The following is a 25,648-nucleotide window of genomic DNA, read 5'->3' as shown; positions in this document are numbered from 1 at the left end:
ACCACTTCAAGTGGTGGTTTAGCCTTAGCCCTCCAAAGGGCTATTGTTACTGCTCGCCCCGAAGGGCGGTATCGCAAGCACTTTTACTGGTCCGCTATAAAGCCGCACCTCTTGAATCTTCTTTTCTTGAATCCTCTGCTTGCTCTTTAATATACTTCTGTACTGCTTCGTCTGTAATATTACCAATTGTTTCTACGTAATACCCTCTTGCCCAAAATGCCTTATCCCACTTACTTTGTAATTCGGGATGCCTATCATATAGCATTAATGTACTTTTTCCTTTCAAATATCCCATGAAATCTGATATACTGATTTTAGGTGGAATCGCTACACTTAAATGTACATGATCATCGCATACTGCTCCTGCTACTATTTCCACATTTTTATAGCGGCATAAGATGCTAAGTATTTCTCGTACATCAACTTTCAATTTCCCATATAACACTTTCTTGCGATACTTAGGTATAAAAACTACATGGTACTGGCATTTCCATCTTGTGTGTGATAAACTTTTATTGTCCATAAGGACCACCTCCTATGTTTGAGTTTGGCTTGCGATACCATTCTCATTGTATCATAGGAGGTTTTTTATTGATATCATACACGCTTCTGCTTACTCCATTCTCCCCAGCATAGCTGGGGGATTAGGATTTTCATTTAAGAGTTCTGTTTTTGAGTCATATGCTCTCTTCATTCTATGGATATTCTCAGTATCATTATATATGATTTTATCCGTAATCCGCAAATATTCATCTACATTACCTTAGTTCAGTAAAAGTCCATTCGCCTCAGTTCCCTTTATACGCAAATTCGCCTGACTCATATTTTCCATCATACTGATGCCTACGCCAAACATAACTGTCATCAAAATCGTAACCAGCATAATTGCCAGTATTAAAACTATATTCCTTAACCTGTTTTTCTTGAAATTCTTTTTTACCAGACGGACTATTGCCTGTTTTTGTATCTTCTTATCTTCCCGCATGACATTCCCCTTCCACAATTTTCCCATCTGCAATCCGAATCATCCGATCTGCCTGCTCTGCAATCTCTGGATTATGAGTAATCATAATGATGGTCTGATGAAATTTCTCACTAGTCATCTTTAATAATTTCATCACCTCATCACTAGTTTCCGAATCCAGATTTCCAGTCAGTTCATCGGCGAGAATAATGGACGGCTTACTTGCCAGAGCCCTTGCGATTGCCACTCTCTGTTGCTGACCTCCTGAAAGCTGGAAAGGCATTTTCTGAACCTTTTCTGTTAATCCCAATAATCCAATAATTTGCTGAATAAACTTCTTATCCGGTTTCTTTCCATCCAACTCAATCGGCAAAGTAATGTTCTCCATCACGTTTAATACTGGAATTAAGTTGTAATTTTGAAAAATAAATCCAATGTTCCTCCGCCGAAATACCGTCAATTCATCTGCTGACAACTGATCCATCTCTTTCCCACCAATCATTACTTTCCCAGAAGTAGATATATCCAATCCCCCAATCATGTTAAGCAGAGTAGATTTTCCGCTTCCAGAGGCTCCAATAATCGCTACAAACTCTCCCTTTTCTATATCCAGACTGACTCCATCCAGAGTTTTTGTAAGGCTCTCACCCTTACCATAATATTTTTTTAATTCTCTTGCAGCCAAAATGCTCATGTAAATATTCCTCCTTTAGTTTCTTTGATTTCAGTATATTTTTTCAGCAGAATTTTTCAATGCCAGATGCGTTGTTTGACCTCTACAATGCGCAATTTGACCTCTCATAATTTTTCATAAAGAAAAGCCATATACGACTGAACCGTATACAGCTTATCTGCATTCAATATTTTATTTTACTTCGCCAGAGGAATCAGGATAGACAACGTATAAATTCCGTCTTTATACCCCCATGCAACATTACCATCATATTTTTCTACTGCCCTTTGAATATTCTGTTTTCCAAAGCCATGCAGGAACTTATCACTTTTTGTAGTATTCACACTCTGTCCGCAATCATTCTGACACGCAGCATTTTCAATCTGGATGGCAAGGAAACTTTGTTCTACACTGCCTCTAACAGTAATAAAACGCTCTTCTTCAGAAATTTTTTCACACGCTTCTATCGCATTGTCCAAAGCATTTCCAAATATGGTGCTAACACTCAGACCATCTAAAAAATCTCCTTTAGAAAAATCAATCTCAGAATGAAAATCAATGTTCTTCTCTTTCGCCATTTTCATTTTATCCCCAAATATCACATCTAAAAAGGAATTCCCTGTTTCTACATAATTCTCATAATCTGATATTTGTTTCTGTAAAGATTGAATCATTTCCTGAGTTTCTTCTCCATTAGTTACCCTCGATTGTAAAATTAACAAATGATTTTTCAGATCATGATAAATTGAACGAATACGATCTTCTTCTTTTAGACGTTCTTCATAAAACACCTGCTTCATTCTCAATTCACGAGCTTCATTTTCAGATACTATCTTTCTGCAGATATAAGCCGAAAGATAAATGCATGCAAATTCAGTAATTATAGTTACGATACAAATCGGATATAAGAATACCGTTCCTTCTGGAAAGAAATAAACTATTCCTAGAATTGAAGAAAGCGGCATTATCAATATCGTAGCCAAGACTTTCCAAATCTTATCTGGCATCATTTCCGAAATTTCTCTTAAATATCTACGCAAATATAAATAAAAACCAATCCCTAGCAGGAGCCGAACAAAAGAAAATGAACAAATAATACTCTTATCTATCAAAATTACTTCTTGCGTCCAGTCTGCTGTCCGCTCTACACTAGTAACTGCATAGAATATTCTCTCAGAAAGATTTATCATCAAATAATTTATCGAAACAATGAATGGATAAAAAAATGAAAGCATCAAAACTTTTTTAACCCACCCGTCATTGAAGAAAATCGCCAAAAATACAATAAATTCAACTAAGGCAATAATCACGCTTCTCACATCATGAGAATATATCGGCACAGTTCCTATAAACCATAAAAGGCAAAGTGCTAATATCTGCAAAATTTTATTTTTGCGAATAGTCAGTGTTTCACAAAAAATAAGCAATAACACCATAGTATAAAGTAAGTCTATCAACCGGTATAAAGTTTCTAAAACGATCACAGCCTTTTCCCCCAATACTCAGCCATTGCTTCCATAAATTCCTTCTTTTTGGGTTTGCTGGCATAAATGGTTTCACCAGAAGTTAATTCTATATTCAACTTCTCTACTCGTTTTACAAACTCCATATTTACAAGAAATCCCACATGACACCGATAAAACCCATAAGGTACTAACTCTTTTTCCAGTTCCTTCATATTTTTATATGAAATTACTTCTCCATCATCCGTATGTAATAAAAGATTTCTCTTATATGTTTCCACATAATGAAGTGTATTCAGCATTACCTTAAATGTACCACTATCGTTTGTTACTACAATATGCGGATTTTTGTTCCGAAACCTCTCTATCCACCGATCCAGCTCAACCTTCAATCGAATATATTTCATCGGTTTCACAATATAATTTACTGCCCGATATTTGTATCCCTCCAATGCATATTGTTTTAAAGATGTAAGGAATATAATACCAACTTCCTCATCCTGTTGGCAGATCTTTTCTGCTGCTTTTAATCCATCCATTCCCTTCATCTGTATATCAAGAAAAATCAAATCTATAGTTTTATCATAATGCTCCATTAATTCCAAACCATTCGCAAAAGAAGAAATACGAATTTCATTCTGCTTTTCTTCCGAATAACGCTCTATCAATCCTCTCATTTCTGATACAAATTCTTTTTCATCATCACAAATCGCTACATGTATCATCGTATTACCCTCACTACAAAAAATTTCATTTAAATTATACTAAAAACTTTTCCGGCACGCTACATTTTTTATTGCCTTTTGTAGTGAAAATTTCCTATTCATGTTCAGGTCTTTTCTTTTGCTACTCCCTAATAAATCGATTACTTAGTTCCAACAATTCCATATCCCATGATAGATGTTGATTGAACCGTATAACTATTCTCCTCAACCGCATCCCCAAAGTTTCCTTCCACCGTATAGACTGTCGTTCCATCACAGCTTTCCACGATTCCTACATGATCACTGACGCCATCATGATCCCAGTCAAAAAAGATAATACTTCCCGCTGCTGGAATACTCCCTGCCGCCTGCCATTTCCCCTGCGCCTGAAACCAGTCCACTCCATCCGGGCAATACGAAAACCTCGGTACTGCTCCATTTTGAAGTAGTCCTGCCTGTTCCGCACACCAACTGACAAAGCAGGCACACCATTCTTCCCTCTGGGTAAATCCCCACCACGACCAGAACTTCTGACCGCCTTCATTTCCAAGCTGGCTCTTTGCTATGGTAACGATCTGCTGGTTTCCGAATAGTCCGGCAAACAGACCTCCACCCGAATAATATCTTAAAACATGAGGCACATACTCCGGATCTCCATACCGTTCCCATCCATAAGCGGCAGCCTGTTCCTGAGAAAACTGCAGAGCGTTGGCCGCACTGTAGCCTCCATGATTCCGGATTGCCCATGTTATGTATCTATTCCCGTAATTATATCCCTGAAGCGAGAGCTTCAGCTTGTCCATCTCTATCTCTTTCTCTTTCTCTAACTCTTTCTCTAACTCTATCTCTATCTCTGGTGGACGAATGTCGGACAAATGTCCGCCGCTTGTCCGGGGTGCAGAAAGCGCCTTATTTTGAAGCCTCGCAGCCCGCTTTCGCTCGGCCTCGGTAGAGGACTGGCCTATCAAAAGTTCGATGTTGCTCATGTAGAATGTGCCGCTGTCCAGCACTTCCACAAGCCCCAGCTTCAGAAAGATTTGCAAGGCTCTCTCCACAGTGCCGATCTGCTGGCGGGTGATGGTGGCAATCATCTGCGCCGTGTAAGGGATGTCCTCGTCAAGCTGGAGCCGTCCGCCATGTTTCAGCGATTTCAGATACAGCTTGAGCAGAATGTTAGAATACAGCACACCGTCCTGCATACTTTCCAGCAGCACGATGGAATCATCGTCAAAATTGTTTTCTTTGAGTTTCAGGTAATAATATTTTCGATTGTCTGACATAGGGTTCCTCCTTGGGGGTTCTCTTGGGATTCTGTACGCATTTTAAGGACATTTTAGGGGTCAGAGGATAAATCTATCAGACTGCCTTTGACACCCTCGAAAAAAGCCTTGATTTACAAGGGTTTTTCAGCCCCTAAAGCGTGACATTTAGCCCGTTGTTTCCGCTTGCGCTTTGCGGCGTTGATCCGCTTCATGCGCGCGGCACATTCCGGGCAGTATTTGGCCCGGTTAGAAGCGGGGGTAAACAGCGCCCCGCATACGGCGCATTTCTTAGCATTCAGCCGATAGAACAGAGCCGTTTCCAGTTCCTTATCTTGCGGCAGCACTGCCGCCCGAAACCACCTGCACAACAGGGAGTAGGAAATAGACTGGACACAGACACATTCCTCCCCATCGTCCAGGGCGATACAGTTTCCGTCGATGTAGTTGCAGCACTCATGCACCAGCCTCCGCGCTCTGCGATACTGGCGGTAATCCATGACGGGGATAGCTTCAGTCTTGCTGTTCTTCATAGCGGCAGTTTCCACATCCACCGCAGCTGTGGCAGTGTTGAGCCTCCGGGCGGCTGTCCGTATCTGCCGGTTCCGGCTGCACCAGAGGAAGAAGCAGGCGGATATTCAGATGGATCGTGACAGGTAAAGTGATTTCTTGCATAAAGCGTGTAACCTCCTTGAATGAATTTATTGTTAAATATTCGTGCAAAGTATTGTTTTCTTCGTGCAAATGGCATATACTATAATTGCCAGCAGAAAGGGGTTGATCGTATGGCTGGAAATACCACAAACATCAGTATCCGCATGGACGCAGATTTGAAAGCCCAGGCGGACGCACTGTTTTCGGAACTTGGCATGAACCTGACTACGGCGTTTAACATCTTTGTGCGCCAGTCGCTTCGTGAGGGCGGCATTCCCTTTGAAGTAAGGCTGGAACAGCCGAACAAAGAAACGGTTGCTGCCATGCTGGAAGCGGAAAGGATTGCAAAAGACCCGTCTGTAAAGGGCTACAATGACCTTGACGAGTTGTTTGCTGACCTGAAAAGATGAGAGAAACCAAATATACCGTCAAGTACACGACTAGTTTCAAAAAAGACTACAAACGAGCCATAAAGCGTGGCTTGAAGATCGAGCTGCTGGAGCAGATCGTAGCACTGCTGGCGATGGGCGAACCGCTGCCGGATAAGAACCGTGACCATGACCTGTCCGGCGATTGGGCAGGACATCGGGAATGTCATATTCTCCCGGACTGGCTGCTTGTCTACCGCATAGAGGATGATGTTCTGGTGCTGACGCTGGCCCGCACCGGCACACACAGCGACTTGTTCGGCAAATAAACAGTCTGCCGCCGTATGGGGAAACCTGTACGGCGGTTTTTCTATGTGCAAAAGGATGTCGTGAAACGCGACGCCCTTGACAGGGGTACGCCAAAACGCGGTAGCCCTTACCGCTCCGGCTCCCGGTCGTGAGACTTGTTTCGTTCCTGCCGGGACAGCTGCTCGGCGGTTTTGCGGAGCCGTTCCACTGCCTTCAAATCCTCCCGCATGGATTTCATGGCAAGCGTGTCCGTCTGCTTTCCGGCGGCCAGCTGGTCGATCTCCCGCTGCCATGCCTTCGGGGTGATTGCCTCGCCGCAGTCTTTCAATTCTTTCAAATACCTGGCTGCTGCGTCATACAGGATCAGTTCCCGGCTGTGGCGCTGCTCAAACTGTTCCCGCTTTTCCGGCTTTACTTTGGCAAGCTACTTGTGGATGGACTTGTACTGGTTGTACTGTTCCCACATCTCTCCGCGCTCGGTAAGGGTGGCGATCCGGCGCTCGGCCTTGACGATCTTTCCCCGCAGGTCATAGTAATGACTGTTCATATCAGAGATTTTTTCATGAAGCCGCTGCATAGACTGGATGCCGTTTGCCTGCAAAAAGCTGAATAGTGCGGCGCTTTCCTGCAAAGCCCGGATTTTGCCGGTGCGGGTGCGGGGAGCGTTCAACTGCTGCTGGGCTTCCCATAAGGCGGTCAAGCTACTTTGCTGTGTTTGTGGTTTTTCCGTTTCCGCTTTCGACCAGCGATAAAGGCGGGTAATACGGGCTTTGATTTCTTTCAGCAGCTTGTTGTCAGCAGCAATCTGCCGGTTTACTTCCCCCTTGTCGGTGCGGATGCCGCGCTTTTCCATTTGACTGGCAGCTGGCCCCAGATGGACAGAGGGAATTTTATCAATGCCCTGCCGCTTGTAGCTGCGGTGGTCAATGCGCTCTGGTCTGTCGGCAGATTCCAGTGCCCGATTGGTGTAGGCCGCCCACGCTGCCCGCCAAATCTCCACATTCCCTTTATCGTTCCAGTCGGTCGTATCCTCCCGATGATTTTTCCAGCCGCCTTTCCCATCCGGGATACGCTGTCCATTCTCGTCCAGATCGTATGCCTTGCGGCACTTTGCGCCCCACTGTCCATTTTCTTTCAGAGGCCGGAGCGTCAGCATGATATGGACATGAGGGTTTCCGGTTCCCTTGTATTCTCCAAAATCTTCTTGCGGTTTTCAAGCTGCCGGATCTCCTTCAGGACTTCCTCCCGTTCCTCTTTTGGGGTTTGGGCTGTATTTTTTTCGTTCATATCATGTACCTCTTTTCTTTGGAAACGCTCATAGATTGACCGTCCATTTCCGACACGCAAAATACCGGCGCAGCCTCCGCAGTGCGGCGTGGATGGATTTTCCCGCCTGTGATGGCGTGATGCCCTCCATTGCGGCAATATCTTTCACTTTCATACCCAGCATATAGCGGGCGTGGACACGGCGGGCCTGCATAGGCGGCAGAGAAGAAATGGCTTCATACAACCGCCGTATCAGTTCTTCGTATTCGGCTAATTCTTCTTTTTCTATCAGATGATCCTCCGGCGATGGCTGTGCCCAGCCGATAGCGGCATTTTCGATTCCATCGTTACAATCGAGGGAGTAAAACGCCTTATACCGGAACATCTTGCGCTCTCTGGCGGCCTCGGCTCTCTTATCCAGAAGAAACAAATATCTATTCTTCTTTCAAAATCTGTGCCAGCTTATATCCATCACGTAATCCCTTCATAAACAAATCCTTTTGTGTCTTTTTCAATTCTTTATAGTTTCCATTATCTTTTTCCAGCTTCCTTTCGATTTGACTCATCACAATCATGTAAGGTATCATGTCTGCCTGTCCCATAAGGTATCTTCCACTCCGCTCCAAATTTTCCATATCTTCCTTCAGGAAAATATATTTTCGGTATGCTTTGTGCTGCTCTTCCGTCAATGTAATTGCATTTTCCTTATCTAAAAGCTGTGACAAAATTGGATAATCATCAAGAATTTTATCAACTTCTTTTCCTAAATCCATATATTCCTGATTATGCTCTTTTAGATATTCAACAATTCGTTTATCCACATCCATATCTGATTCTTTTATCCAAGGAATTTTTTGAATAGCATTTTTGATTATTCTCACTCCTTCCCTTTTACTTTTCCAGCCAACACTTTACCATAATTCTCATAAAAAGCTATTCATTAAACTTACTAAAAAACTTCGCTCTGGATCTGGTACAACTATACAACGACTTTTCCCTTTGTTCCCAATTACACAACAATCCTTCCATATTCATAAAAAAAGACTGGTTCTTGGATTTCCTTTCCAATACCAATCATACTCAAATCTTTTATTCACTATATACACATATTTTCTTATCACCTGTGTATCCTGTACCTATATTCCCTTGTTTTCTGACTGTATATACTCTATGCACAGCAAGTACAATGGGTACAGTTTACGTCTGCCAGGATGATGGCTGGCTTTGCCGCCAGCGCCCGGGCGATGGCAACCCTCTGCTGCTGACCGCCGGAGAGCTGGGATGGAAGGCTGTAGATCTTTTCCTGCAATCCCAACGTTTTTATAACCTCTTTTACATATTTTTGATCCACCCGGGTTCCATCCAGCTCCATTGGCAGCACGATGTTCTCATATACATTTAATATAGGGACCAGATTATAGTTCTGGAACACGAAGCCAATCTTTCTTCTGCGGAAGATGGTCAGTTCTTCATCCTTTAGCTTGAAGATGTCCTTGCCATCTACATATACCTTGCCGCTGGTAGGACGGTCCAGGCCTCCCAGCATATGAAGGAGCGTAGACTTTCCCGAGCCGCTGGTTCCCACGATGGACAGGAACTCTCCTTTTTCCACTTCCAAGTCCACCCCGTTTAGGGCCTTCACCAGTGTCGTATCTTTCCCATAATATTTCTTCAGGTTTTCTGTCTTCAATATTGCCATTACATAACGCCTCCTGCTTCTTTTTTAAGAAAAGGAGACTGCACTGAAGTACAATCTCCTTTGCTATCTAACATATTACAGGATAAGTCTTACCACATTCTGTCCGGATTCTAACAATTCTGAAAGAATTCATCAATTCCCAGATATATCCCGAAGACCGTTCCTTTTCCGTGCCCCGAGCCTGTCTTGATATATCCGTCTTCCTTTCTGAGGATCTCCCGGGCCAGGTACAGGCCGATGCCTACGCCTTCTTCCTGCTGGTTGACTTCCCTGCGGTAAAACCGCTGAAAGATCTTGGTCCGTTCTTCTTCCGGTATCCCCGGGCCCTCGTCTTCCACCTGGATGCAGACATGCATCTCGTAAGTTTTCACGCTTATTGTGATGGCGCTCCCGGGCGGAGAATATTTCACGCCGTTGTCAAGGATATTAAACAGCGCCTCCCGGGTCCATTTCAAATCATACACTGCCTGAATCTCGCCGAATGGTTCCTGCTTAATCGTAATAGATTTCTTCTTGGCTTTGGATGATACGTCCCTTACGGCCCGCTCCACCAGCGGCGCCAGAGGCTGCTTTTTAGGCTTTACTTCCAGAATATCGCTTTCCAGCCGGGACATCTTGACCAGTGCCTGGATTAGGAATTCCAATTTTTTAGCCTGACCGCCAAGCTGTTCCGCAATCTCCAGCCCCTCCGGGGTAAGCGGCTGCTCTTTTAGCAGTTCGCTATATAGAATGATGTTCGAAAGCGGCGTCTTCGTCTGATGAGAGATGTCGGACAGGATAGACTTGATATCCGTCCTCTCCCTTCTGGCTGCTTCTACCGACAGTTTGGATGTGGTCAGATACTCCTTCCACCGGGATTCCAGCCTGGAAAGTTCTGTCTCATCGTATTTTCCCTCTTCAAACCTTCCCTCGATTGCTTCCGTCAGCATCTCATCCAAACGCTTAAGCGTCCTCCCGGTCCTCAAAATGCTCATTTCTCCTTCCCTCTCTCCCACACGTAGCCTATTCCATAAACCGTACGTATCGGACATTCCTCTTGCGAAAGTTTAAGTTTCTTCCTAAGCCTTGCCACAGTAACTGACAAAGCATTCTCATCTATATAGTCCGAGCCTTCCTGCCAGATCCCCTCATTGAGAATCTCTCTGGTAAGCGTCTGTCCCGGACGCGTAACCAGCATCCGCAGAAGTTTCTGTTCCGTCCGGCTTAATTCAACAGGTCTTCCCTCCACAGCAAATTCCTGGCGGTCAAAGGAAAATCGGTATCCTTCCTCTTGATACTCCTTGCCTTCCTGTCTGCCCACTCTGGCAAACAGGCGCTCTACTCTGGCCCGAAGGACCATCAGACTGAAAGGCTACGTAATGTAATCATCCGCACCCATCTCGATGCCTCGCACTTCGTCGATCTCCATGTCATTGGCTGTCAGCATGATCACAGGAATCTGCGATTCCTTCCGTACGGACTCTAAGAATCCATAGCCGCTACCATCTGGCAGATTGATGTCCAGAATGACCATGTCGATCTGATCGTCCTTCCAGTATTCAAAGGCTTCTTTCAATGTATAAGCCAGCAGGAAATGATACTGTGGATTTTTAAGGGCCATAGCCACGCCCTGGTTAAGTCCCCGGTCATCCTCCACCACTAAGATTGTCTTTTCCATCTTCTTTCTATCCTTCTTGCACTCTGAATTCAATCTCGCCGGTCGTAGAATCCATGCGTTCCACGATCGCCAGCGATTCCAGCTGGATTCCCAGATTCCGGATGATCCTTCCCCCTGGCTGGAAGCCTTTTTCCACGGCGATCCCGATTCCCTCCACCGTGGCTTTCGCGGACTGCACGATCTGGATCAGTCCCTGAAGCGCGCAGCCATTTGCCAGGAAATCATCAATGATCAGGACATGGTCTTTTTCACCGAGGAACTTCTGGGCTACGATCACCTGATTCTTGCAATTATGGGTAAACGACTCTACCTCCGCCACATACATCTCGCCTTCCAGATTGATGCTCTTAGCCTTTTTGGCAAACACCACCGGCACGTCGAAATGCTGTGCCACGATGCAGGCGATTCCGATCCCGGACGCTTCGATGGTAAGGATCTTATTAATCTTATTTCCTTTGAATCGTTTCTTGAATTCCTTTCCAATCTCATTAAACAGAGCGATATCCATCTGATGATTCAGGAAACTGTCCACCTTGAGCACATTTCCATCTTTTACAATTCCATCCTTCAATATACGTTCTTCTAAAAAATTCATCCTTATCTCCTCTTTTTTCATAGCCTTATCCCTTATCTTCCCATGCTGCCGGCTATTGCGGCGAGAAACTTAAGCAGAGGACTCCACAGGCGGGGATGGCTTTCCAGAATAAACCGCTCGGCCTCCTCTGCGCTAAGTCCGCTGTACCATCTGAGGCAATGTGCCCCCTTCACGGACTCTCCAATCACTGTATTTCCATGTGCAGCGGCTCCTATCGCGACTTCTTTTCCAAACGCCGCCGCGCCAGCCGCATAGATCCCGATCGCCAGGGAACCGATCGCTACGATTCCGGCTGCCATTGCCCCTAGGGCCATCAAGCCAACGGCGATGCACCCCAATGCCAGAATTCCGAAGCCCAGGCAGCCAATGCTGATGACTCCCACGGAGATGCAGCCAAACGACAGCACGCCAATGGCCACGTTTCCGACGGCAATAATCCCTTTCGCCACCCCTTCCTTACCGAGCCGCCTGGATAGCCGGACGCATACAAAAGGCACGCCTTTTATCATGGCCTTGCTTGTGTAATGATATCCTTTCATATACCGGACGATGTTGTCCACCTTTTCTTCCAAGCGCCTGCTTTCTTCTTTCTCTGCCCCTTTCGGTTCTTCGGCATCTTTTACCAGGTAGTCTATGCTCACTTGGAACATCTCTGACAGCGTGATTAATTTGGATAATTCCGGCGCGGCGCTGCCGGATTCCCATTTGCTGACAGACTGGCGCGTGATCCCCAGACGATCCGCTAACTGCTCCTGGGACATCCCCTGTTTCCTTCTAAGCTGTATTAATTTCTCAGAAAATTCCATATAGTTTCCCTGCCTTTTCCTTTTGATGCATATAGAATAGTAGATGTCTGTCCAATCCACAAGAAAACAGCGCTTGGTAATTTGTCAACCTGTGGTTGCCCCCTTTTCAGACGGCCTTTTCAGGCATAATTCTTACTATTTCTTTCTAGGATAACATGAATATTGCGGTAAGAAAAGTAAAAACTCCAGCCTTTTCTATCATAGGCTGAAGTTCCTTTCATAGTACATGTTTTCTGACAGTTCCGATTCCCAGAGCCCCCGGGCCTGTATGGCAGCCGATGCTGAGCGTCAGCGGTATATGGGTCAGTTCCATTCCCGGAAATTCTAAAGTCAGCGCCTGCTTCCATCTTTCTATCGCTTCCGTATCCATCCACGTGTTGGCAATTCCCAATTGAAGCAGCCCTTTTTCATACAGATGTGAGAATCTGGTCTCTATATCCTTATGAAGCGCCTTGCACATGGTGCGAAATGCCGACTTCATTCCTCTTACCTTAGCAAATGCATCCAGCTTGTCTCCTTGTATCGTAAGCACCGGCTTAATATTAAGAGCCGTTCCGATAGCCGCGCCGGCCGCGGTCACCCTTCCGCCTCTCTTGAGATATTCCAGCGTATCCACAGCAATATAGATGGTGGAATCCATGGCTTCCTGCTCGAGAATCTCTTTGATCTTCGCACCGCTCTTCCCTTGCTTTGCCAGATTAAGCGCATCCAGCACGGCGTGGGTAAGCGTCACCGATATTCTATGGTTATCCACCACAAATACGCGATCTTTATACTTTTCCTCCCTAGCGAACGACATGCTGCTTGCACAGGACTGGCTAAGCCCGCTGGACATCGGAATATATACCACCTCGTCATGCTCCTTAAGAAGCCGGTCCCACATCCCCATCACGTCTCCAGGCGAAGGCTGGGACGAAGTAATCAAGGCGCCTGCCTTCTGCTTTTCGTAAAACATCTCTGACGTAATGTCTACTCCTTCATAATATGTATTTCCGTCTATCAATACCGGCATAGGCAAAATGCAGATTCCATATCTCCTGCCTTCTTCCGGCATCAATCCACAATTACTGTCTGTCATTACTGCAATATCAGACATCTTAACCTCCTGATAACCTCATCTGTTTCCTTTACACGTTGACCATTATTATTACACGTGTTAAAATTATAGCACAGTGCCCGGTTTCTTAACAATTGACAAATTCCGGGATCTGTCAGTTATCTATACAAATTCAAGGAAGTGTAAACTTATGGAAGATCGCCGCATAAAGAAGACAAAAAGAAATCTCAAACGCACTTTGATAGACATGCTTCAGGATATGCCTTTTGAACGTATCTCCGTCACCGAACTGTGCACCCGTGCAGACACGAGCCGCATTACATTCTATACCCATTACAGTGATAAATATGCTCTGGCAGACGATATTTTCATGGACATGATTGAGGCCGGAACGAAGATTTACGAAGGCATGCAGATAGAAAATAACCAGCAGATGGATCCTGTGGTCAGCTACTGCAACGTGCTGGACAGCATCCTGATCCTGTTCTACGACAATCTGGATTTCTTCCGCCACACGGCTCCTGACGAGAATCCCCATCTGGCCTTCAGTTTCTACAACTATGTGCTTCAGACGGTAGAAATGCATACCGCCAAAGAAAGCCGGGTCATGAAGTTAAAGTATTCTCCCCAGAGAATCGCCGGCTTCCTCTGCTATGGCATGGTGGGATTCATCAATGAAGGGCATTCCGAAAACGTCCCTCTTAAGAAACTTTACGAAGATGCCCGACAACTCTTAATGGATCTGCTAAAATCTGATATATTGATATCTTTTTGATTAAAAACCATTCTTACATATTAGCCCTGTATGCCTCGTCCGCGCTGTATACGTCGAACCCGCTGCCTTTTAGGATATCGATTACTCTCGCTGGATCATCGCTCTTAAGCACTGCCGCAGCATCGCTTCCGTTGGCAAATGCATACATATACTCGATATTTACTTCTCCCTCTACAATCTGGTGCATTGCTTTGCTGAGGGAGCCTGTGGCATGTGGAACCCTAAGCGCCACCACATCCGTCAGCATGGCGGTGATTCCTTCATTTTTCAGCGCCGCGCGTCCCTTGTGCGGATCTGATACGATCATGCGGAGCATGCCGTACTCTGAGGTGTCTGCCAGGCTAAGTGCCACGATATTGACGCCTGCCTCTGAAAGGATCTTTAGTATCTCATCCAGACGTCCTTCCCTATTTTCCATAAATACTGATAACTGCTGAATCGTATTGCTCATACCCATCTTCTATTCCCCTCCTTTTACAGGTCTCTGTTGTCAATTACACGTTTTGCCTTGCCTTCGCTTCTCTGGATTGTCTTAGGCTCTACGAGTTTTACTTTTACTGCCAGGCCCAATGCCTGTTTTAATACGGCCCCGACTCTGTTCTTAAGTTCATCCAGCTTACGGATCTCATCTGAGAAGTACTTCTCGTCAACCTCTACCATTACCGTAAGTACGTCCAGGTTATTCTCCCGGTCTACAATCAGCATGTAGTGAGGCGCTACGCCGCCGCCCATAGAAAGAAGAGCTGTCTCAACCTGTGTCGGGAATACATTGACGCCGCGGATAACCTTCATGTCATCCGTCCGTCCGGTAAACTTCTGGATTCTCGGAAGCGTTCTTCCGCACTCGCAGATGCTGTACTCAATGCTCGTCAAATCTTTGGTCCTGTAGCGAATTAACGGCATGCCTTCTTTGGCAAGAGTGGTGAAGACAAGTTCTCCTGTCTCACCGTCCGCGCATGCGGTATGGTCAGCCGGATTCAGGATCTCCGGATAGAAATAATCTTCATATACATGCAGTCCTTTATGGTGGATGCAGTCCATGGCAACGCCAGGTCCGGTAATCTCGCACAGCCCATAGATATCAAAACTGTTGATGTGGAGGATTCCCTCAATCTTCTTACGCATCTCATCCGTCCACGGCTCTGCGCCGTTAATGCTGGCTTTTAACTGAAGATGGTCTACAACGCCTGCTTCCTCTGCTGCCTCAGCCAGATACAGCGCATAAGAAGGCGTGCAGGCAAATGCGGTTGCCCCGAAGTCTTCCATGCACATCAGCTGGCGCTTCGTATTGCCGGCTGACATCGGAATTGCCATAGCCCCCAGTGCCTTTGCTCCAAAGTCCAGTCCCATGCCTCCTGTAAAGAGCCCATATCCATAGCACACATGGATGCGGTCCGTTGCATCAAGCCCTGCCATTGTAAGCCCTCTGGCCACGCACTCGCCCCATACGTCCACGTCCTTCTGGGTATAGGAAGCCAGGGTAAGCTTGCCGGTGGTTCCAGATGTCCCCTGTACTCTTACAATCTTTTCCTGAGGAACTGCCAGAAGCCCGAATGGATAATTGTCCCTTAAGTCCTCCTTCGTCGTAAATGGAAGTTTGTTAATGTCTTCTATTCCTTTTATATCTCCAGGCTCCACGCCCAGATCATCCATCTTCTTGCGGTAGAACTCTACATTTTCATAGACGTTCTTTACCTGTTTTACGAGACGCTCGCTCTGAAGCGCGGACATCTCATCCCTGCTCATACATTCAATTTTGGGATCTCTGATCTGTTCTTTCCAGTCTTTTAATGCTACTCCTCCCATGTTCTTCCTACTCCTATTCTTAATTTTATAAATCTGATTCTTCTACGATCTTCACATTTGCTTCCTTAAGAATCTGAGCTGCTTTCTCAAAATCATCCGTGTTAAATACCATAACCGGCGCTTTCCCTTCGCGGATCACAAATGAATAGATGTAGTTAATATTGATCTTGCCATCGGCAAGTATTGCCAACATCTGATTGAGATTGCCTTTCTTATCTTCTAATTCCACGCCCATGACCTCATGGACTCTTACGACAAATCCCCGCTCAGTCAAGTAACCCTTCGCCTCTGCTGGCTTATCTACTACGAGACGAAGGATCCCAAATTCCGGTGTATCAAAAGTCGCTACAGCCCGGATATTGACGTGCGCTTCGGTAAGCTTTGACGTAACATCCATAAGGCTGCCCGGCTTGTTCTCCACGAATACTGATAGTTGCCTGATCATATGACACCTCCTTATAATTGATATCCAACATCAAACGCTTGTCTGTTTATGTCAATCGTTTTTGATGGCACGGTCTTCTCAATAACGTCATACCATTCATCCAGGGAAAACTCCATGTGCTGCGCCGCGATTCCAAGCACGATCAAGTTAAATACTCTTGAATTGCCCAGTTTCTTAGCCTCCTCCGTGGCATTTACGGTATAGACCTTGTAATTCTCTTTTAATGTATCTATAATATCTTCCGGATACTCGGCTGCCCCGATAACAACCGAGATAGGGTCGATTCTCCAGTCATTGACGATCAGCACTCCTCCCTTTTTGAGGTAGTGCGCATATCTCATAGCCTCCAGCCTTTCAAAGGCAATGATGACATCTGCCTGCCCTTCTTCCACGATAGGCTCCGCCACATTCTCGCCATAGCGGACGAATGTAACTACGCTTCCGCCTCGCTGTGCCATGCCGTGTACTTCTGAAAGTTTTACATCCAGCCCTCTGGCAATGGCAAGGCCGCCTAAAATTCTGCTGGTAAGCAGCGTTCCTTGTCCTCCGACTCCAACAATCATAATATTTTTTGTAGCCATTATCTGTCACCTGCCTTTACTAATTCAATCGCGCCAAACTTGCACAGGCTCTCGCAAAGCCCGCATCCTGTACACATCGTATCGTCAATGTAGATCGTTCCATCCGGCTTCCTGGTCATTGCAGGACATCCCGGCTTCATGCACATGCCGCACTTCTTGCACTTATCCTCATGGGCGATATATACCGGCTTCTTCGCCTTGCTAAGCAGTACGCAAGGTGACTTCGTAATGATGACGGAGACTTCATCCTTCGCCACTTCTTCTTTTATGACTTTTTCAAGCTGCTCTATGTCGAATGCATTGACTTCCGTCACATTCTTCACGCCTATCGCATGGCAGAGCGCCGGAATGTCAATCGCGTAGGTGGCGTCTCCCTGCAAGGTCTTTCCGGTTGCCGCGTGGTCCTGATGTCCGGTCATTCCGGTGGTTGAGTTATCCAGGATCATAACCGTTCCGGTCGCGTTGTTATACATCATGTTCATCAGAGAGTTCACGCCTGTATGTAAGAACGTAGAATCGCCGATTACCGCTACCCAGTTCTTGATATACTCTTTGCCTTTTGCCTTTTCCATTCCATGCAGGCTGGAAATGCTGGCTCCCATGCAGATCGTCGTATCAACGGTGCTAAGCGGAGGAACCGCCCCTAAGGTATAGCATCCAATGTCTCCCGCCGCATGCATGTTCAGTTTCTTCAGCACGTAATATACGCTTCTGTGCGGACATCCCGGACACAGAATCGGAGGTCTTCCAGGGATCTTAGCTGGCTGGTCTATGTCCAGTTCTTCTTTCAGAATCGCCCTTCGAATCATATTCGCGCTGTATTCGCCCTGCACGGTAAAGATCTCTTTCCCGATTGCCTTGATCCCCCAGGATTTCACCTGTTCTTCAATAACCGGATCCAGTTCTTCTACAATATAGAGGGTACCAACCTTAGACGCAAAATCTTCAATCATCTTTCTTGGAAGCGGGTTCACCATTCCAAGCTTCAATACCGAGGCATCTGGCAGCGCTTCCTTCACATACTGATAAGGAATTCCGCTCGTAATGACTCCGATCTTCGTATCTTTCATCTCAACCGTATTGATAGAAAGCATCTCGGCAGCCTCCGCCAGTTCCAGGTTCCGCTTCTCAATCTCTACATGGCGCAGTTTTGCATTGCCTGGCATCATAACCGTCTTCTTGACATCTTTTACATATTCCTTATCTTCTATCGTTACACGATCCTTAAGTTCTACCAGCCCCTGGGAATGCGCCAGCCTCGTAGTGATGCGGAATACGAATGGACGGTCATATTTCTCGCTTAACTCATAAGCCACTTTGATGTAATCTTTTGCCTCCGCGCTGTCGGACGGCTCCAGTACCGGCAGTTGTGCCGCTCTTGCCACCATTCTGGTATCCTGCTCATTCTGGGAACTGTAAAGTCCCGGATCGTCTGCGACGACGATGACGAGGCCTCCGTTCACGCCCATATAGGACACGGTGTAAGCCGGATCGGCAGCCACATTGAACCCCACATGCTTCATACAGGCCATAGAGCGTACGCCTACTACGGACGCGCCGATCGCTACCTCTGTGGCAACCTTCTCATTCGGCGACCATTCGCAATATAAATCATCTTTGTACTGTACCAGATATTCGCTGATCTCCGTGCTTGGCGTTCCCGGGTAGGCAGCGGATACTTTCACGCCCGCCTCGTATGCCCCTCTGGCAATCGCTTCGTTGCCCAGCATAACTACTTTCTTATTCTCCGACATCTTATAATCCATCCTTTCGTAAATCTGTCACTCTCTTTGCTTTCCCTTCAAATCTCTGCAGGGAATATGGCGCAACCAGCTTAATATGGGTTGCAAGGCCAAGCTGTGCTTTCAGCCCCTTCTTAATCTTCTGTTCCAGCTCGCTTAACTGCGCATAACTGTCAAGCAGTCTGTCATCTACCAGTTCTACCGTAATCGTCATGACATCCAGACGATTCTTCCGCTCCACGAGAATCTCATAATGAGGCCCGATCTCCTGAATCTGCAGAAGCACTTCTTCAATCTGTGTCGGGAATACGTTGACGCCTCTGATCACCAGCATATCGTCGGCCCGGCCTGAGAGGTTCTCCATACGCGCAGTCGTCCTGCCGCATTTGCAAGGCTCATAGAACAGCCGGGTCAAGTCTCCGGTCCGATAGCGGATCAAAGGGATCGCTTCCTTTCCCAGACAGGTCACGACCAGTTCTCCCCGCTCTCCCGGAGGAAGTACCTCGCCTGTCTCGGGATTGATCACTTCCGGGATAAACCAGTCTTCATTGATATGCATGCCGCATAACTCTTCACATTCACCCGCCACACCGGGGCCGCATAGTTCGCTCATGCCATAGTTCTGGGTGCAGAAGAACTGCTCTCCCCAGACCTTGTGCATCTCATCCCGCATAGGTTCCGTCATGCCTTCTCCGCCAAATAATCCAATATGCACCCTCAGATCTTTTGACGGATCCAGGCCCCTGGCCCGTATCTCCTCTCCAAGATGCAGCGCATAGGAAGGGGTTGCGACCAGAAGCGTCGTGCCTATATCCTGCATGAACATGATCTGCTTCTTGGTATTGCCGGATGACATTGGGATTACGGATGCCCCCAGTTTCTCTAAGCCGCCATGTAGTCCTAACGCTCCTGTAAAGGTTCCATAGCCGAATGCGATCTGTGCCACGTCATTCGGCGTTGCGCCGCCCATGCACGCGATTCTGGCTACATTATTCAGCCAGACATCCAGATCCTTCCTGGTATATCCTACCACCGTCGGCTTTCCGGTTGTCCCCGAACTGGCATGGAACCGTACCAGTTCCTTCTTATCTACTGCAAATAATCCCATTGGATAATTGTCTCTAAAGTCTGCTTTATATGTAAATGGCATCTCCTTTAAATCATCCAGACTCTGGATATCATCGGGTTTTATCCCTGCTTCTTCCATTTTCCTGCGATAAGGCTCTACTCTGTCGTAGATATAGTGTACCGTCTCCTTCAGTCGCTTAAGCTGGATGCTCTCAATCTCAACTCTTGGCAGGGTTTCTTCCTTCGCCCAAATCATGTTATTTCCTCCTTCATCCCAAAGGGAACCTTCCCCTTACTCTATTGAAAAGCAGGCGCAAAATGCAAACTACGTCTGTTACCTGTTAAGTATAGCACATTACTTTCGCAAGTTAAAGCATTAATTTGCGAAAACCATACAAAAATCATTTTCTATCATTTGCCATAACGTTTACAGGTATATTCCCCTACCTCTACTTTTATGATTGATACGGCCTTTTCAAGTCTTGGATTCGTCTCAAATTCTTGAAACTCCTTTCCCGTCTGATGCTTCATAATTACTGCCAGTGCCTTCAACTTCTCTTCCGGTTCCGTAATAACTCTGGCCTCGCCATTTCCTATGATGCTGGCATAATGATAACTGTGCTGGCAGGTCAGCCTTCCCTCCACCAGTTCATGGCCGCAATCCATCTCGAATCCCACCTGCGGATTCTCCTTCACCAGTTCCAGTTTCTTCCCTTCATCGGCTCCATGGTAATACAATACCAGCCGGCCATCCTCCAGGCTGTAGCCATGGTTCATCGGCACGATATAGATCTTTCCCTGATCCATAAGGCCAATCCTGCTCACCTTGCAGGCATCCAGTATCTCCTCTATCTTTTCAATATCCGTCACTTCCCGGTCTTTCCTACGCATACCCGTCTCCTCCTCTTCCAGATGCAGTAACTGCACCAGTAATATCTATTTTAATCCATTCCCGGCCACATGTCCATTTCTCATTTCAGGGCCTTTCTGCTTATACTTCCCCGGCGAAGGGAGCCGGAAGGGAAATCCTCCCTGCCGTCCGCATCCAAAGCCATCCCCTAAAACTTCTCCCACTTTACTTTTTCCATAGGAAGTTCTTCCAACTGGTAGGCTGGCATTTTAACTGCCGGCATGCCAAGAGACAGGATTGCTTCTAACTTATAATGCTCCGGGAATTCTAGTTTTTCTCTGACGTATTCTTCCGTAGTCTTTTCATCCGACTCTCTGAGCCTTCCCTGAATCCAGCAGCTGCCTATATCCAGGCTGGATGCCATCAGATGCATGTGAGCCATTGCCACGGAGCAATCCTCCACCCAGACATCCTGCTCTTTTGCGTCACCGATCACCACGATGGCGCACTGCGCCTCTTTGAGCATTTTCACGCCGCCTGCCCTGCAGCCGGACAGGTATGCAAGCGTTTCCTTATCACGGACAACAATGAACTCCCAGGGGCGTTTTGCTTTCCCTGATTCGGACAGAAGGCCTGCCTGTAGGATCTTCATCAGGCTCTCTTCCGGAATCTGCTCCTGCGTATAACTTCTGATGCTGCGTCTCTTTCTCATAATTTCTAATAAATCCATAAATATCATCCTTTCCTTGCTTTCTACTTATAGTTACACCAGAAAAAGATATCCGTGTCAAGATATCTTTTTCTGATTTTATCTGCTATATCGATTGGAGGGTTGATTACAGTTTCAGGTAGGATTTCAGCACCTCTTTCATATCCCCAATGATGCCATAGTCGGATACATTGAAAATTGGAGCGCCTTCATCCAGGTTGATCGCCACAAATAATTTTGTGTCTTTAATTCCTTCTGTATGCTGTATGGCTCCGGATACTCCAAGGGAGATGCAGATCTTCGGACGGATGGTGAATCCGGTCTGTCCGATCTGATGCTCGAACGGAATGAAGCCTGTGTCTGCCAGCGGCCTTGTGCCCCCGATTGCCGCACCAAGCTTATCGGCGAATGCTTTTAACAGCGCGAAGTTTTCCTCGCTTTCTGCTCCTCGGCCTCCTACAACCACGACTTCTGCCGAGAGGATGCTATCGGTCTCATTGGATGCCAGAACAGACTCGATTACCTCTATTTTAGATTCCGGAAGGACAATATCGTCAAAATATATGACCTCTGCCTTTCTATCTTCGGCGGCCTCATATGGCCTATACACGCCCGGCCTTACCGTCATCATCTGGGGGTAGAATCCTTCTTTTGTCACAATCGTAACGAAAACATTTTCTCCGAAGGAAGGTTTATTCTGTTTGATATAAAAGGTGTTGTCCTCCCGTGCATCTACCAATAACTCTGTGCAGTCCGCTGTAAGCCCGCAGCCTAAGCGTGCAGCAACTCTTGAGAAGATGGAGCGCCCCGTTGGGGTTGCCGGAATCAGCACGCTTGACGGGTCGATTCTCTGAATCATCTCAGCGATCACCTGGCTTAGCGCATCATCCTGGAATGCACATTCTCTGTCTGCCTTGACAGCATATACTTCATCTATGCCAAACTGTTCCAATTGTTTTACGAGATGATCACAGTCCTTGGCCACGACAACAGCCTGTATCTTCTCGCCGGTTGTCTCTTTAATGAAATGTGCTGCACGAACCAGTTCTGCCACGACAGATTCTATATTACCATTATAATTTTCTGCGAAAACACAAATTCCACTAGCCATTTATTCTTTTCCTTTCTCAATCTCGATTAACTCCTGCAGCTTGAGCGCCAGTTCTTCCGGAGTTCCGGTAAGCATCTCGGCTCTTCTGGTACTCTCGGGCACGAAGGAGTCTGTGACTACCGTTGGCGATCCTGCAAGCCCGATCTCGCTTGCGTCCATCTGAAGTTTTGCGTTGGTGTACACCTCCATCGGCTTGCTCTTGGCTGCCCTCTTGGTACGAAGGGTAGCCAGGCGCGGCTCGTTGCAGCCGAAGCATACGCTCATAAGCGCCGGCAATGAAGCCTTGATCTTCCATTCCATTCCCTGGGCCTTCTTAGTGGCGATAATGCTGTCCGCCATGTTCTCATCGTATGCGATTCCCTGAATCTCAGATACGTGAGGAATCCCCATATATTCCGCTACCATAGCTCCCACCTGTCCGGTGGCTCCATCCGCGGATAATGCACCGCTTAATATCAGGTCAAATTTTCCAAATTTCTCAATGCTTCTGGCAAGGACCTTTGCAGTAGCAATGGTATCTCCTCCTGCCAGGCATCTGTCTGTAATGAGACAACTCTCATCACAGCCCATAGCCATAGCATCTCTTAAAGCCTTCTCTGCGTCCGGAGGTCCCATCGTAAATACTACGACTTTTCCTTCTGTCTGCTCTTTTAAGACCATTGCCGCCTCTATGGCGTTCAAATCCGCGGGATTGATCATTCCTTCCGAACTTGCACGAACCAGAGCGTGGGTTTCCGGATCAACGGAAACGTCATTGGAAACAGGAACCTGTTTTATAAGAACTGCTATATTCATATTTTTTTGTCTTTTTTATCATTCTCTGATTAACCATTAATAATACTTAAGTGTATTTTATTAGATACAATTCTGAAAAACAATTACATGAAAACGGAAAAAAACGTGTTATTTTTGTCTGATATGTATAAAAAAATATGGATTTCTATCTATTTTTTGTAATTTATTCTATTCTTTGGTAAAATCTATAGACAAAGGAGTATTTATATCATGTGCCATGTAATTACCACGACATCCACTTATGCAGACCAGATATTAAGTTGCCGTATATCCGGGACTGTCCATTCTGTTTATAAAAAGACGATCAATATCCGGCTGGGATAGCATCTGCTGGCACTGCAGTCAACCGCGTCCCCTCTGTCCCCTATCAGCCTGATCACAGATATGGAGGGGCAATCCATGGATCCGCTTTCCATCCGTCCTGTCCACATCGGACACTGGAGGATTTTGCCTGCTGTCTGACTCCTATAAAAGTTCGGCAGAACCTTTTGATCTCATCCTGGAAACTGCCAGGAAGCGGATGTCATCCTGCATGCTCCTTCTGGAGCAGGGGCAGTATCAGGAAGCTGCCAGCACCTTAGCCGGACTTCTCGGACTTGGGATCGGCCTTACTCCCAGCGGCGATGATTTCCTGTGCGGCGTATTGGCTGGCCTCCTCCTTAGAAATCAGGGCTCGCATCCTTTCGCGCTGGAACTTGGCTGCCAGATACGCCCACGGCTTGCCAATACAAACGAGATCAGCAGGGCTTTCCTTAACTGTGCCTTAGTATCCCATTTCAGCCGCGCCGTAATCTCGCTGACCTTGCTGCCTCCGTTCGAAGATATTTTAAAATCTTTTTCTGAAATCGGACATTCTTCCGGTATGGATACATTATCCGGTATCGTCTATGCCCTGGAACTCAAGTTAGACAGATAAACGCCTGTTAAGATCAAAAAAGGACGCCGTATCAACGATACGACGTCCTTGTCTTTAATGTACCAGTATATCGAGCCAGATTGAATAATCTCCGTTAATGATTCGATATTTTATTGTACCATACCCTATTATGGCTAAATATGATAGAATGGTCATGAAAAAATGAGCAAGAAGGAGTGTCTAATATGTTAAACTTTGAATATCATACGCCTACCAAAGTCGTCTTTGGCAAAGATACCGAGTCCAAAGCCGGAAGCCTTATCAAAGAGCAGGGATGCAGGAAGGTCCTGGTTCATTACGGAAGCGGCAGCGTCATAAGAAGCGGCCTTCTGGATCGCGTATATGCCTCCCTCGATGCCGAAGGCATCCCCTATGCTTCCTTGGGAGGCGTGGTTCCAAACCCCCGTCTTACCAAAGTACGCGAGGGAATCGCACTGTGCCAGCGGGAAGGAGTCGACTTTATCCTGGCAGTAGGCGGCGGAAGCGTTATCGATTCCTCCAAGGCAATCGGCTATGGCGTGGCAAATGAGGGAGATGTCTGGGACTTTTATGCGAGGAAGCGTACCGCTTCCGCCTGCCTGCCAATTGGCGCCATCCTTACCATCGCGGCTGCCGGAAGCGAGATGAGCAACTCTTCTGTCATTACGAATGAAGACGGCTTAAAGAAGCGTGGCTATAAAAGTGAATATTGCCGCTGCAGGTTTGCCATCCTGAATCCGGAACTTACATATACGCTTCCGGATTACCAGACGCAGAGCGGATGCGTGGATGTTCTGATGCATACGATGGAACGCTACTTCAACCAAAGCACGAATATGGAGATGACGGACGGAATCAGCGAGACGCTGCTTCGTACCGTCATGAAGAATTCTCTGATTCTGAAAAAGGATCCCCAAAATTATGACGCCCGTGCAGAAGTCATGTGGGCTTCCAGCCTCTCTCATAATGGCCTCACCGGATGCGGTACCGATGGCGGAGACTGGGCTTCCCACCAATTGGAACATGAACTGGGCGGCATGTTCGACGTAGCCCATGGCGCGGGCCTTGCGGCCATATGGGGCACTTGGGCCCGCTATGTGTGCAAGGATCGCCTGGACCGGTTTGCCAAGTTTGCCGAGAATGTTCTTCTGATTCCTCACAGTGAAGACTTGGAACAGATGGCTCTTCTGGGCATTCAGGCTATGGAAGATTATTTCCGCAGCATCGGAATGCCTACCAGCCTCCACAAACTTGGAATCGCCCCCAGCGAAGAGCAGATTCTGGAACTCGCCGACAAATGCAGTTTTGGCAATACCCGTACAATCGGAAAAGTACGGGAACTCAACCGGGAGCACATAGCAGATATCTACCGGCTTGCACGGGGAATTTAATTCTCC

At 46.7% G+C, this 25,648-nt stretch carries 34 protein-coding genes and 2 pseudogenes; 5 read left to right on the top strand and 31 right to left on the bottom strand.

Annotated elements, in window-relative coordinates:
- Positions 1-94: 94 nt before the first annotated feature.
- From tnpA to HDCHBGLK_RS19020, 9 genes and pseudogenes are all read right to left on the bottom strand, one after another.
- The gene (gene tnpA / locus HDCHBGLK_RS12055) at positions 95-523 is read right to left on the bottom strand and encodes an IS200/IS605 family transposase (protein ID WP_004605464.1); all 429 of its coding nucleotides are present in this window, start codon (positions 521-523) and stop codon (positions 95-97) included.
- Between the two features lie 240 nt (positions 524-763).
- Positions 764-985, bottom strand: a complete 222-nt coding sequence (locus tag HDCHBGLK_RS12045; RefSeq protein ID WP_004606916.1) for a hypothetical protein — start codon at positions 983-985, stop codon at positions 764-766.
- Entirely contained in the window at positions 972-1,658 is a 687-nt protein-coding gene (locus HDCHBGLK_RS12040; RefSeq protein WP_004606917.1) for an ABC transporter ATP-binding protein, read from the bottom strand. The genes HDCHBGLK_RS12045 and HDCHBGLK_RS12040 overlap by 14 nt, the downstream gene beginning before the upstream one ends.
- Positions 1,659-1,834: 176 nt before the next feature.
- The gene (locus HDCHBGLK_RS12035) at positions 1,835-3,121 is read right to left on the bottom strand and encodes a sensor histidine kinase (protein WP_050755140.1); all 1,287 of its coding nucleotides are present in this window, start codon (positions 3,119-3,121) and stop codon (positions 1,835-1,837) included.
- Positions 3,118-3,825, bottom strand: coding sequence for a LytR/AlgR family response regulator transcription factor (locus tag HDCHBGLK_RS12030; protein ID WP_004606919.1), 708 nt, complete (start codon positions 3,823-3,825; stop codon positions 3,118-3,120). Before HDCHBGLK_RS12030 ends, HDCHBGLK_RS12035 begins: the two co-directional genes overlap by 4 nt.
- Positions 3,826-3,965: 140 nt before the next feature.
- Positions 3,966-4,445, bottom strand: coding sequence for a CHAP domain-containing protein (locus HDCHBGLK_RS19125; RefSeq protein WP_318586149.1), 480 nt, complete (start codon positions 4,443-4,445; stop codon positions 3,966-3,968).
- Positions 4,446-4,463: 18 nt separating this feature from the next.
- A pseudogene (locus HDCHBGLK_RS19120) lies at positions 4,464-5,084 on the bottom strand (phage replisome organizer N-terminal domain-containing protein); the annotation flags it as partial.
- 113 nt (positions 5,085-5,197) lie between these two features.
- Positions 5,198-5,596 (bottom strand): cysteine-rich VLP domain-containing protein, encoded by a 399-nt coding sequence (locus HDCHBGLK_RS12020; protein ID WP_039909694.1) that lies wholly within the window; start codon positions 5,594-5,596, stop codon positions 5,198-5,200.
- A complete protein-coding gene (locus HDCHBGLK_RS19020; RefSeq protein ID WP_004606922.1) occupies positions 5,577-5,738 on the bottom strand; it encodes a hypothetical protein in 162 nt (53 codons plus the stop codon). The genes HDCHBGLK_RS12020 and HDCHBGLK_RS19020 overlap by 20 nt, the downstream gene beginning before the upstream one ends.
- Before the next feature lie 110 nt (positions 5,739-5,848).
- Here HDCHBGLK_RS19020 and HDCHBGLK_RS12015 point away from each other — a divergent pair, with 110 nt between their 5' ends.
- Both HDCHBGLK_RS12015 and HDCHBGLK_RS12010 read left to right on the top strand, forming a co-directional pair.
- A complete protein-coding gene (locus HDCHBGLK_RS12015) occupies positions 5,849-6,127 on the top strand; it encodes a type II toxin-antitoxin system RelB/DinJ family antitoxin (protein ID WP_039909695.1) in 279 nt (92 codons plus the stop codon).
- A complete protein-coding gene (locus HDCHBGLK_RS12010; RefSeq protein WP_004606924.1) occupies positions 6,124-6,414 on the top strand; it encodes a type II toxin-antitoxin system YafQ family toxin in 291 nt (96 codons plus the stop codon). The genes HDCHBGLK_RS12015 and HDCHBGLK_RS12010 overlap by 4 nt, the downstream gene beginning before the upstream one ends.
- A 107-nt stretch (positions 6,415-6,521) precedes the next feature.
- On the opposite strand, the gene HDCHBGLK_RS20275 is transcribed toward HDCHBGLK_RS12010, so the two are convergent.
- From HDCHBGLK_RS20275 to HDCHBGLK_RS11965, 12 genes and pseudogenes are all read right to left on the bottom strand, one after another.
- Positions 6,522-6,731 (bottom strand): hypothetical protein, encoded by a 210-nt coding sequence (locus tag HDCHBGLK_RS20275; RefSeq protein ID WP_004606925.1) that lies wholly within the window; start codon positions 6,729-6,731, stop codon positions 6,522-6,524.
- An 87-nt stretch (positions 6,732-6,818) separates the two neighbouring features.
- Entirely contained in the window at positions 6,819-7,550 is a 732-nt protein-coding gene (locus HDCHBGLK_RS12005; RefSeq protein WP_004606926.1) for a MobA/MobL family protein, read from the bottom strand.
- On the bottom strand, positions 7,544-7,681 hold the full coding sequence (locus HDCHBGLK_RS19015; RefSeq protein ID WP_004606927.1) for a hypothetical protein: 138 nt from the start codon (positions 7,679-7,681) through the stop codon (positions 7,544-7,546). The genes HDCHBGLK_RS12005 and HDCHBGLK_RS19015 overlap by 7 nt, the downstream gene beginning before the upstream one ends.
- Before the next feature lie 28 nt (positions 7,682-7,709).
- Positions 7,710-8,045: an RNA polymerase sigma factor gene (locus HDCHBGLK_RS12000; protein ID WP_233440761.1), complete on the bottom strand. Its 336-nt coding sequence runs from the start codon at positions 8,043-8,045 to the stop codon at positions 7,710-7,712.
- 49 nt (positions 8,046-8,094) lie between these two features.
- Positions 8,095-8,541 (bottom strand): DUF6664 family protein, encoded by a 447-nt coding sequence (locus HDCHBGLK_RS11995; RefSeq protein WP_004606929.1) that lies wholly within the window; start codon positions 8,539-8,541, stop codon positions 8,095-8,097.
- 320 nt (positions 8,542-8,861) lie between these two features.
- A pseudogene (locus HDCHBGLK_RS11990) lies at positions 8,862-9,359 on the bottom strand (ABC transporter ATP-binding protein); the annotation flags it as partial.
- Positions 9,360-9,469: 110 nt separating this feature from the next.
- Positions 9,470-10,333, bottom strand: coding sequence for a sensor histidine kinase (locus tag HDCHBGLK_RS11985; protein ID WP_004606931.1), 864 nt, complete (start codon positions 10,331-10,333; stop codon positions 9,470-9,472).
- Complete coding sequence (locus tag HDCHBGLK_RS19770) at positions 10,330-10,698, bottom strand: winged helix-turn-helix domain-containing protein (protein WP_004606932.1); 369 nt, start codon at positions 10,696-10,698, stop codon at positions 10,330-10,332. Before HDCHBGLK_RS19770 ends, HDCHBGLK_RS11985 begins: the two co-directional genes overlap by 4 nt.
- Positions 10,699-10,710: 12 nt before the next feature.
- Positions 10,711-11,016, bottom strand: a complete 306-nt coding sequence (locus HDCHBGLK_RS19765) for a response regulator transcription factor (RefSeq protein ID WP_004606933.1) — start codon at positions 11,014-11,016, stop codon at positions 10,711-10,713.
- A 7-nt stretch (positions 11,017-11,023) separates the two neighbouring features.
- A complete protein-coding gene (locus HDCHBGLK_RS11975) occupies positions 11,024-11,611 on the bottom strand; it encodes a xanthine phosphoribosyltransferase (RefSeq protein ID WP_039909696.1) in 588 nt (195 codons plus the stop codon).
- Positions 11,612-11,643: 32 nt separating this feature from the next.
- Positions 11,644-12,417 carry a helix-turn-helix domain-containing protein gene (locus HDCHBGLK_RS11970; RefSeq protein ID WP_004606935.1) on the bottom strand — a complete coding sequence of 258 codons (774 nt, stop codon included), beginning with the start codon at positions 12,415-12,417 and terminating at the stop codon, positions 11,644-11,646.
- Between the two features lie 217 nt (positions 12,418-12,634).
- The gene (locus tag HDCHBGLK_RS11965) at positions 12,635-13,513 is read right to left on the bottom strand and encodes a DegV family protein (protein WP_004606936.1); all 879 of its coding nucleotides are present in this window, start codon (positions 13,511-13,513) and stop codon (positions 12,635-12,637) included.
- Between the two features lie 151 nt (positions 13,514-13,664).
- Here HDCHBGLK_RS11965 and HDCHBGLK_RS11960 point away from each other — a divergent pair, with 151 nt between their 5' ends.
- A complete protein-coding gene (locus tag HDCHBGLK_RS11960; RefSeq protein WP_004606937.1) occupies positions 13,665-14,249 on the top strand; it encodes a TetR/AcrR family transcriptional regulator in 585 nt (194 codons plus the stop codon).
- 13 nt (positions 14,250-14,262) lie between these two features.
- On the opposite strand, the gene HDCHBGLK_RS11955 is transcribed toward HDCHBGLK_RS11960, so the two are convergent.
- The 10 genes from HDCHBGLK_RS11955 to HDCHBGLK_RS11910 all read right to left on the bottom strand — a co-directional run bounded on the left by HDCHBGLK_RS11955 (position 14,263) and on the right by HDCHBGLK_RS11910 (position 23,356).
- Complete coding sequence (locus HDCHBGLK_RS11955; protein ID WP_004606938.1) at positions 14,263-14,706, bottom strand: ACT domain-containing protein; 444 nt, start codon at positions 14,704-14,706, stop codon at positions 14,263-14,265.
- A 17-nt stretch (positions 14,707-14,723) separates the two neighbouring features.
- Positions 14,724-16,055, bottom strand: a complete 1,332-nt coding sequence (locus HDCHBGLK_RS11950; protein WP_004606939.1) for a phenylacetate--CoA ligase family protein — start codon at positions 16,053-16,055, stop codon at positions 14,724-14,726.
- A gap of 25 nt (positions 16,056-16,080) precedes the next feature.
- Entirely contained in the window at positions 16,081-16,500 is a 420-nt protein-coding gene (locus tag HDCHBGLK_RS11945; RefSeq protein WP_004606940.1) for an ACT domain-containing protein, read from the bottom strand.
- Positions 16,501-16,511: 11 nt separating this feature from the next.
- Entirely contained in the window at positions 16,512-17,081 is a 570-nt protein-coding gene (locus HDCHBGLK_RS11940; protein WP_004606941.1) for an indolepyruvate oxidoreductase subunit beta, read from the bottom strand.
- Positions 17,081-18,835: an indolepyruvate ferredoxin oxidoreductase subunit alpha gene (gene iorA / locus HDCHBGLK_RS11935; RefSeq protein ID WP_009248055.1), complete on the bottom strand. Its 1,755-nt coding sequence runs from the start codon at positions 18,833-18,835 to the stop codon at positions 17,081-17,083. The genes HDCHBGLK_RS11940 and iorA overlap by 1 nt, the downstream gene beginning before the upstream one ends.
- 1 nt (position 18,836) lies before the next feature.
- Positions 18,837-20,147 carry a phenylacetate--CoA ligase family protein gene (locus HDCHBGLK_RS11930; protein WP_004606943.1) on the bottom strand — a complete coding sequence of 437 codons (1,311 nt, stop codon included), beginning with the start codon at positions 20,145-20,147 and terminating at the stop codon, positions 18,837-18,839.
- Positions 20,148-20,302: 155 nt separating this feature from the next.
- Positions 20,303-20,782, bottom strand: a complete 480-nt coding sequence (locus HDCHBGLK_RS11925) for a pyridoxamine 5'-phosphate oxidase family protein (protein ID WP_050755141.1) — start codon at positions 20,780-20,782, stop codon at positions 20,303-20,305.
- 167 nt (positions 20,783-20,949) lie between these two features.
- A complete protein-coding gene (locus HDCHBGLK_RS11920) occupies positions 20,950-21,471 on the bottom strand; it encodes a nitroreductase family protein (RefSeq protein WP_039909697.1) in 522 nt (173 codons plus the stop codon).
- Between the two features lie 106 nt (positions 21,472-21,577).
- Entirely contained in the window at positions 21,578-22,561 is a 984-nt protein-coding gene (locus HDCHBGLK_RS11915) for an electron transfer flavoprotein subunit alpha/FixB family protein (RefSeq protein WP_004606947.1), read from the bottom strand.
- Positions 22,562-23,356, bottom strand: a complete 795-nt coding sequence (locus HDCHBGLK_RS11910; protein ID WP_004606948.1) for an electron transfer flavoprotein subunit beta/FixA family protein — start codon at positions 23,354-23,356, stop codon at positions 22,562-22,564.
- 520 nt (positions 23,357-23,876) lie between these two features.
- On the opposite strand from HDCHBGLK_RS11910, the gene HDCHBGLK_RS19445 reads away from it, so the two are divergent.
- On the top strand, positions 23,877-24,272 hold the full coding sequence (locus HDCHBGLK_RS19445; RefSeq protein ID WP_050755142.1) for an oxamate carbamoyltransferase subunit AllH family protein: 396 nt from the start codon (positions 23,877-23,879) through the stop codon (positions 24,270-24,272).
- 185 nt (positions 24,273-24,457) lie between these two features.
- Positions 24,458-25,642, top strand: coding sequence for an iron-containing alcohol dehydrogenase (locus HDCHBGLK_RS11900; protein WP_004606950.1), 1,185 nt, complete (start codon positions 24,458-24,460; stop codon positions 25,640-25,642).
- Positions 25,643-25,648: the final 6 nt, after the last annotated feature.

The sequence above is a fragment of the [Clostridium] scindens ATCC 35704 genome, from assembly GCF_004295125.1.
Taxonomy (GTDB): Bacteria; Bacillota; Clostridia; order Lachnospirales; family Lachnospiraceae; genus Clostridium_AP; species Clostridium_AP scindens.
The sequence above is the reverse complement of the archived record's forward strand: the minus strand, read 5'-3'. Positions and strand labels throughout refer to the sequence as shown.

Excerpts from the sequence above, each read along its gene's own strand:
- HDCHBGLK_RS11965 (WP_004606936.1), bottom strand. The coding sequence starts at position 13,513 with ATGTCTGATATTGCAGTAATGACAGACAGTAATTGTGGATTGATGCCG.
- HDCHBGLK_RS11930 (WP_004606943.1), bottom strand. The coding sequence starts at position 20,147 with ATGATTTGGGCGAAGGAAGAAACCCTGCCAAGAGTTGAGATTGAGAGC.
- HDCHBGLK_RS12030 (WP_004606919.1), bottom strand. The coding sequence starts at position 3,825 with ATGATACATGTAGCGATTTGTGATGATGAAAAAGAATTTGTATCAGAA.
- HDCHBGLK_RS19765 (WP_004606933.1), bottom strand. The coding sequence starts at position 11,016 with ATGGAAAAGACAATCTTAGTGGTGGAGGATGACCGGGGACTTAACCAG.
- HDCHBGLK_RS11960 (WP_004606937.1), top strand. The coding sequence starts at position 13,665 with ATGGAAGATCGCCGCATAAAGAAGACAAAAAGAAATCTCAAACGCACT.
- HDCHBGLK_RS11945 (WP_004606940.1), bottom strand. The coding sequence starts at position 16,500 with ATGATCAGGCAACTATCAGTATTCGTGGAGAACAAGCCGGGCAGCCTT.
- HDCHBGLK_RS19445 (WP_050755142.1), top strand. The coding sequence starts at position 23,877 with ATGTCATCCTGCATGCTCCTTCTGGAGCAGGGGCAGTATCAGGAAGCT.
- tnpA (WP_004605464.1), bottom strand. The coding sequence starts at position 523 with ATGGACAATAAAAGTTTATCACACACAAGATGGAAATGCCAGTACCAT.
- HDCHBGLK_RS12005 (WP_004606926.1), bottom strand. The coding sequence starts at position 7,550 with ATGCTGACGCTCCGGCCTCTGAAAGAAAATGGACAGTGGGGCGCAAAG.
- HDCHBGLK_RS11975 (WP_039909696.1), bottom strand. The coding sequence starts at position 11,611 with ATGAATTTTTTAGAAGAACGTATATTGAAGGATGGAATTGTAAAAGAT.
- HDCHBGLK_RS12000 (WP_233440761.1), bottom strand. The coding sequence starts at position 8,045 with ATGTTCCGGTATAAGGCGTTTTACTCCCTCGATTGTAACGATGGAATC.
- iorA (WP_009248055.1), bottom strand. The coding sequence starts at position 18,835 with ATGTCGGAGAATAAGAAAGTAGTTATGCTGGGCAACGAAGCGATTGCC.
- HDCHBGLK_RS12045 (WP_004606916.1), bottom strand. The coding sequence starts at position 985 with ATGCGGGAAGATAAGAAGATACAAAAACAGGCAATAGTCCGTCTGGTA.
- HDCHBGLK_RS12040 (WP_004606917.1), bottom strand. The coding sequence starts at position 1,658 with ATGAGCATTTTGGCTGCAAGAGAATTAAAAAAATATTATGGTAAGGGT.
- HDCHBGLK_RS11985 (WP_004606931.1), bottom strand. The coding sequence starts at position 10,333 with ATGAGCATTTTGAGGACCGGGAGGACGCTTAAGCGTTTGGATGAGATG.
- HDCHBGLK_RS11915 (WP_004606947.1), bottom strand. The coding sequence starts at position 22,561 with ATGGCTAGTGGAATTTGTGTTTTCGCAGAAAATTATAATGGTAATATA.
- HDCHBGLK_RS19020 (WP_004606922.1), bottom strand. The coding sequence starts at position 5,738 with ATGCAAGAAATCACTTTACCTGTCACGATCCATCTGAATATCCGCCTG.
- HDCHBGLK_RS19015 (WP_004606927.1), bottom strand. The coding sequence starts at position 7,681 with ATGAACGAAAAAAATACAGCCCAAACCCCAAAAGAGGAACGGGAGGAA.
- HDCHBGLK_RS11955 (WP_004606938.1), bottom strand. The coding sequence starts at position 14,706 with ATGGGTATGAGCAATACGATTCAGCAGTTATCAGTATTTATGGAAAAT.
- HDCHBGLK_RS12020 (WP_039909694.1), bottom strand. The coding sequence starts at position 5,596 with ATGAAGAACAGCAAGACTGAAGCTATCCCCGTCATGGATTACCGCCAG.
- HDCHBGLK_RS11970 (WP_004606935.1), bottom strand. The coding sequence starts at position 12,417 with ATGGAATTTTCTGAGAAATTAATACAGCTTAGAAGGAAACAGGGGATG.
- HDCHBGLK_RS11910 (WP_004606948.1), bottom strand. The coding sequence starts at position 23,356 with ATGAATATAGCAGTTCTTATAAAACAGGTTCCTGTTTCCAATGACGTT.
- HDCHBGLK_RS11940 (WP_004606941.1), bottom strand. The coding sequence starts at position 17,081 with ATGGCTACAAAAAATATTATGATTGTTGGAGTCGGAGGACAAGGAACG.
- HDCHBGLK_RS12015 (WP_039909695.1), top strand. The coding sequence starts at position 5,849 with ATGGCTGGAAATACCACAAACATCAGTATCCGCATGGACGCAGATTTG.
- HDCHBGLK_RS12010 (WP_004606924.1), top strand. The coding sequence starts at position 6,124 with ATGAGAGAAACCAAATATACCGTCAAGTACACGACTAGTTTCAAAAAA.
- HDCHBGLK_RS11950 (WP_004606939.1), bottom strand. The coding sequence starts at position 16,055 with ATGGGAGGAGTAGCATTAAAAGACTGGAAAGAACAGATCAGAGATCCC.
- HDCHBGLK_RS19770 (WP_004606932.1), bottom strand. The coding sequence starts at position 10,698 with ATGGTCCTTCGGGCCAGAGTAGAGCGCCTGTTTGCCAGAGTGGGCAGA.
- HDCHBGLK_RS11900 (WP_004606950.1), top strand. The coding sequence starts at position 24,458 with ATGTTAAACTTTGAATATCATACGCCTACCAAAGTCGTCTTTGGCAAA.
- HDCHBGLK_RS11925 (WP_050755141.1), bottom strand. The coding sequence starts at position 20,782 with ATGCGTAGGAAAGACCGGGAAGTGACGGATATTGAAAAGATAGAGGAG.
- HDCHBGLK_RS11920 (WP_039909697.1), bottom strand. The coding sequence starts at position 21,471 with ATGGATTTATTAGAAATTATGAGAAAGAGACGCAGCATCAGAAGTTAT.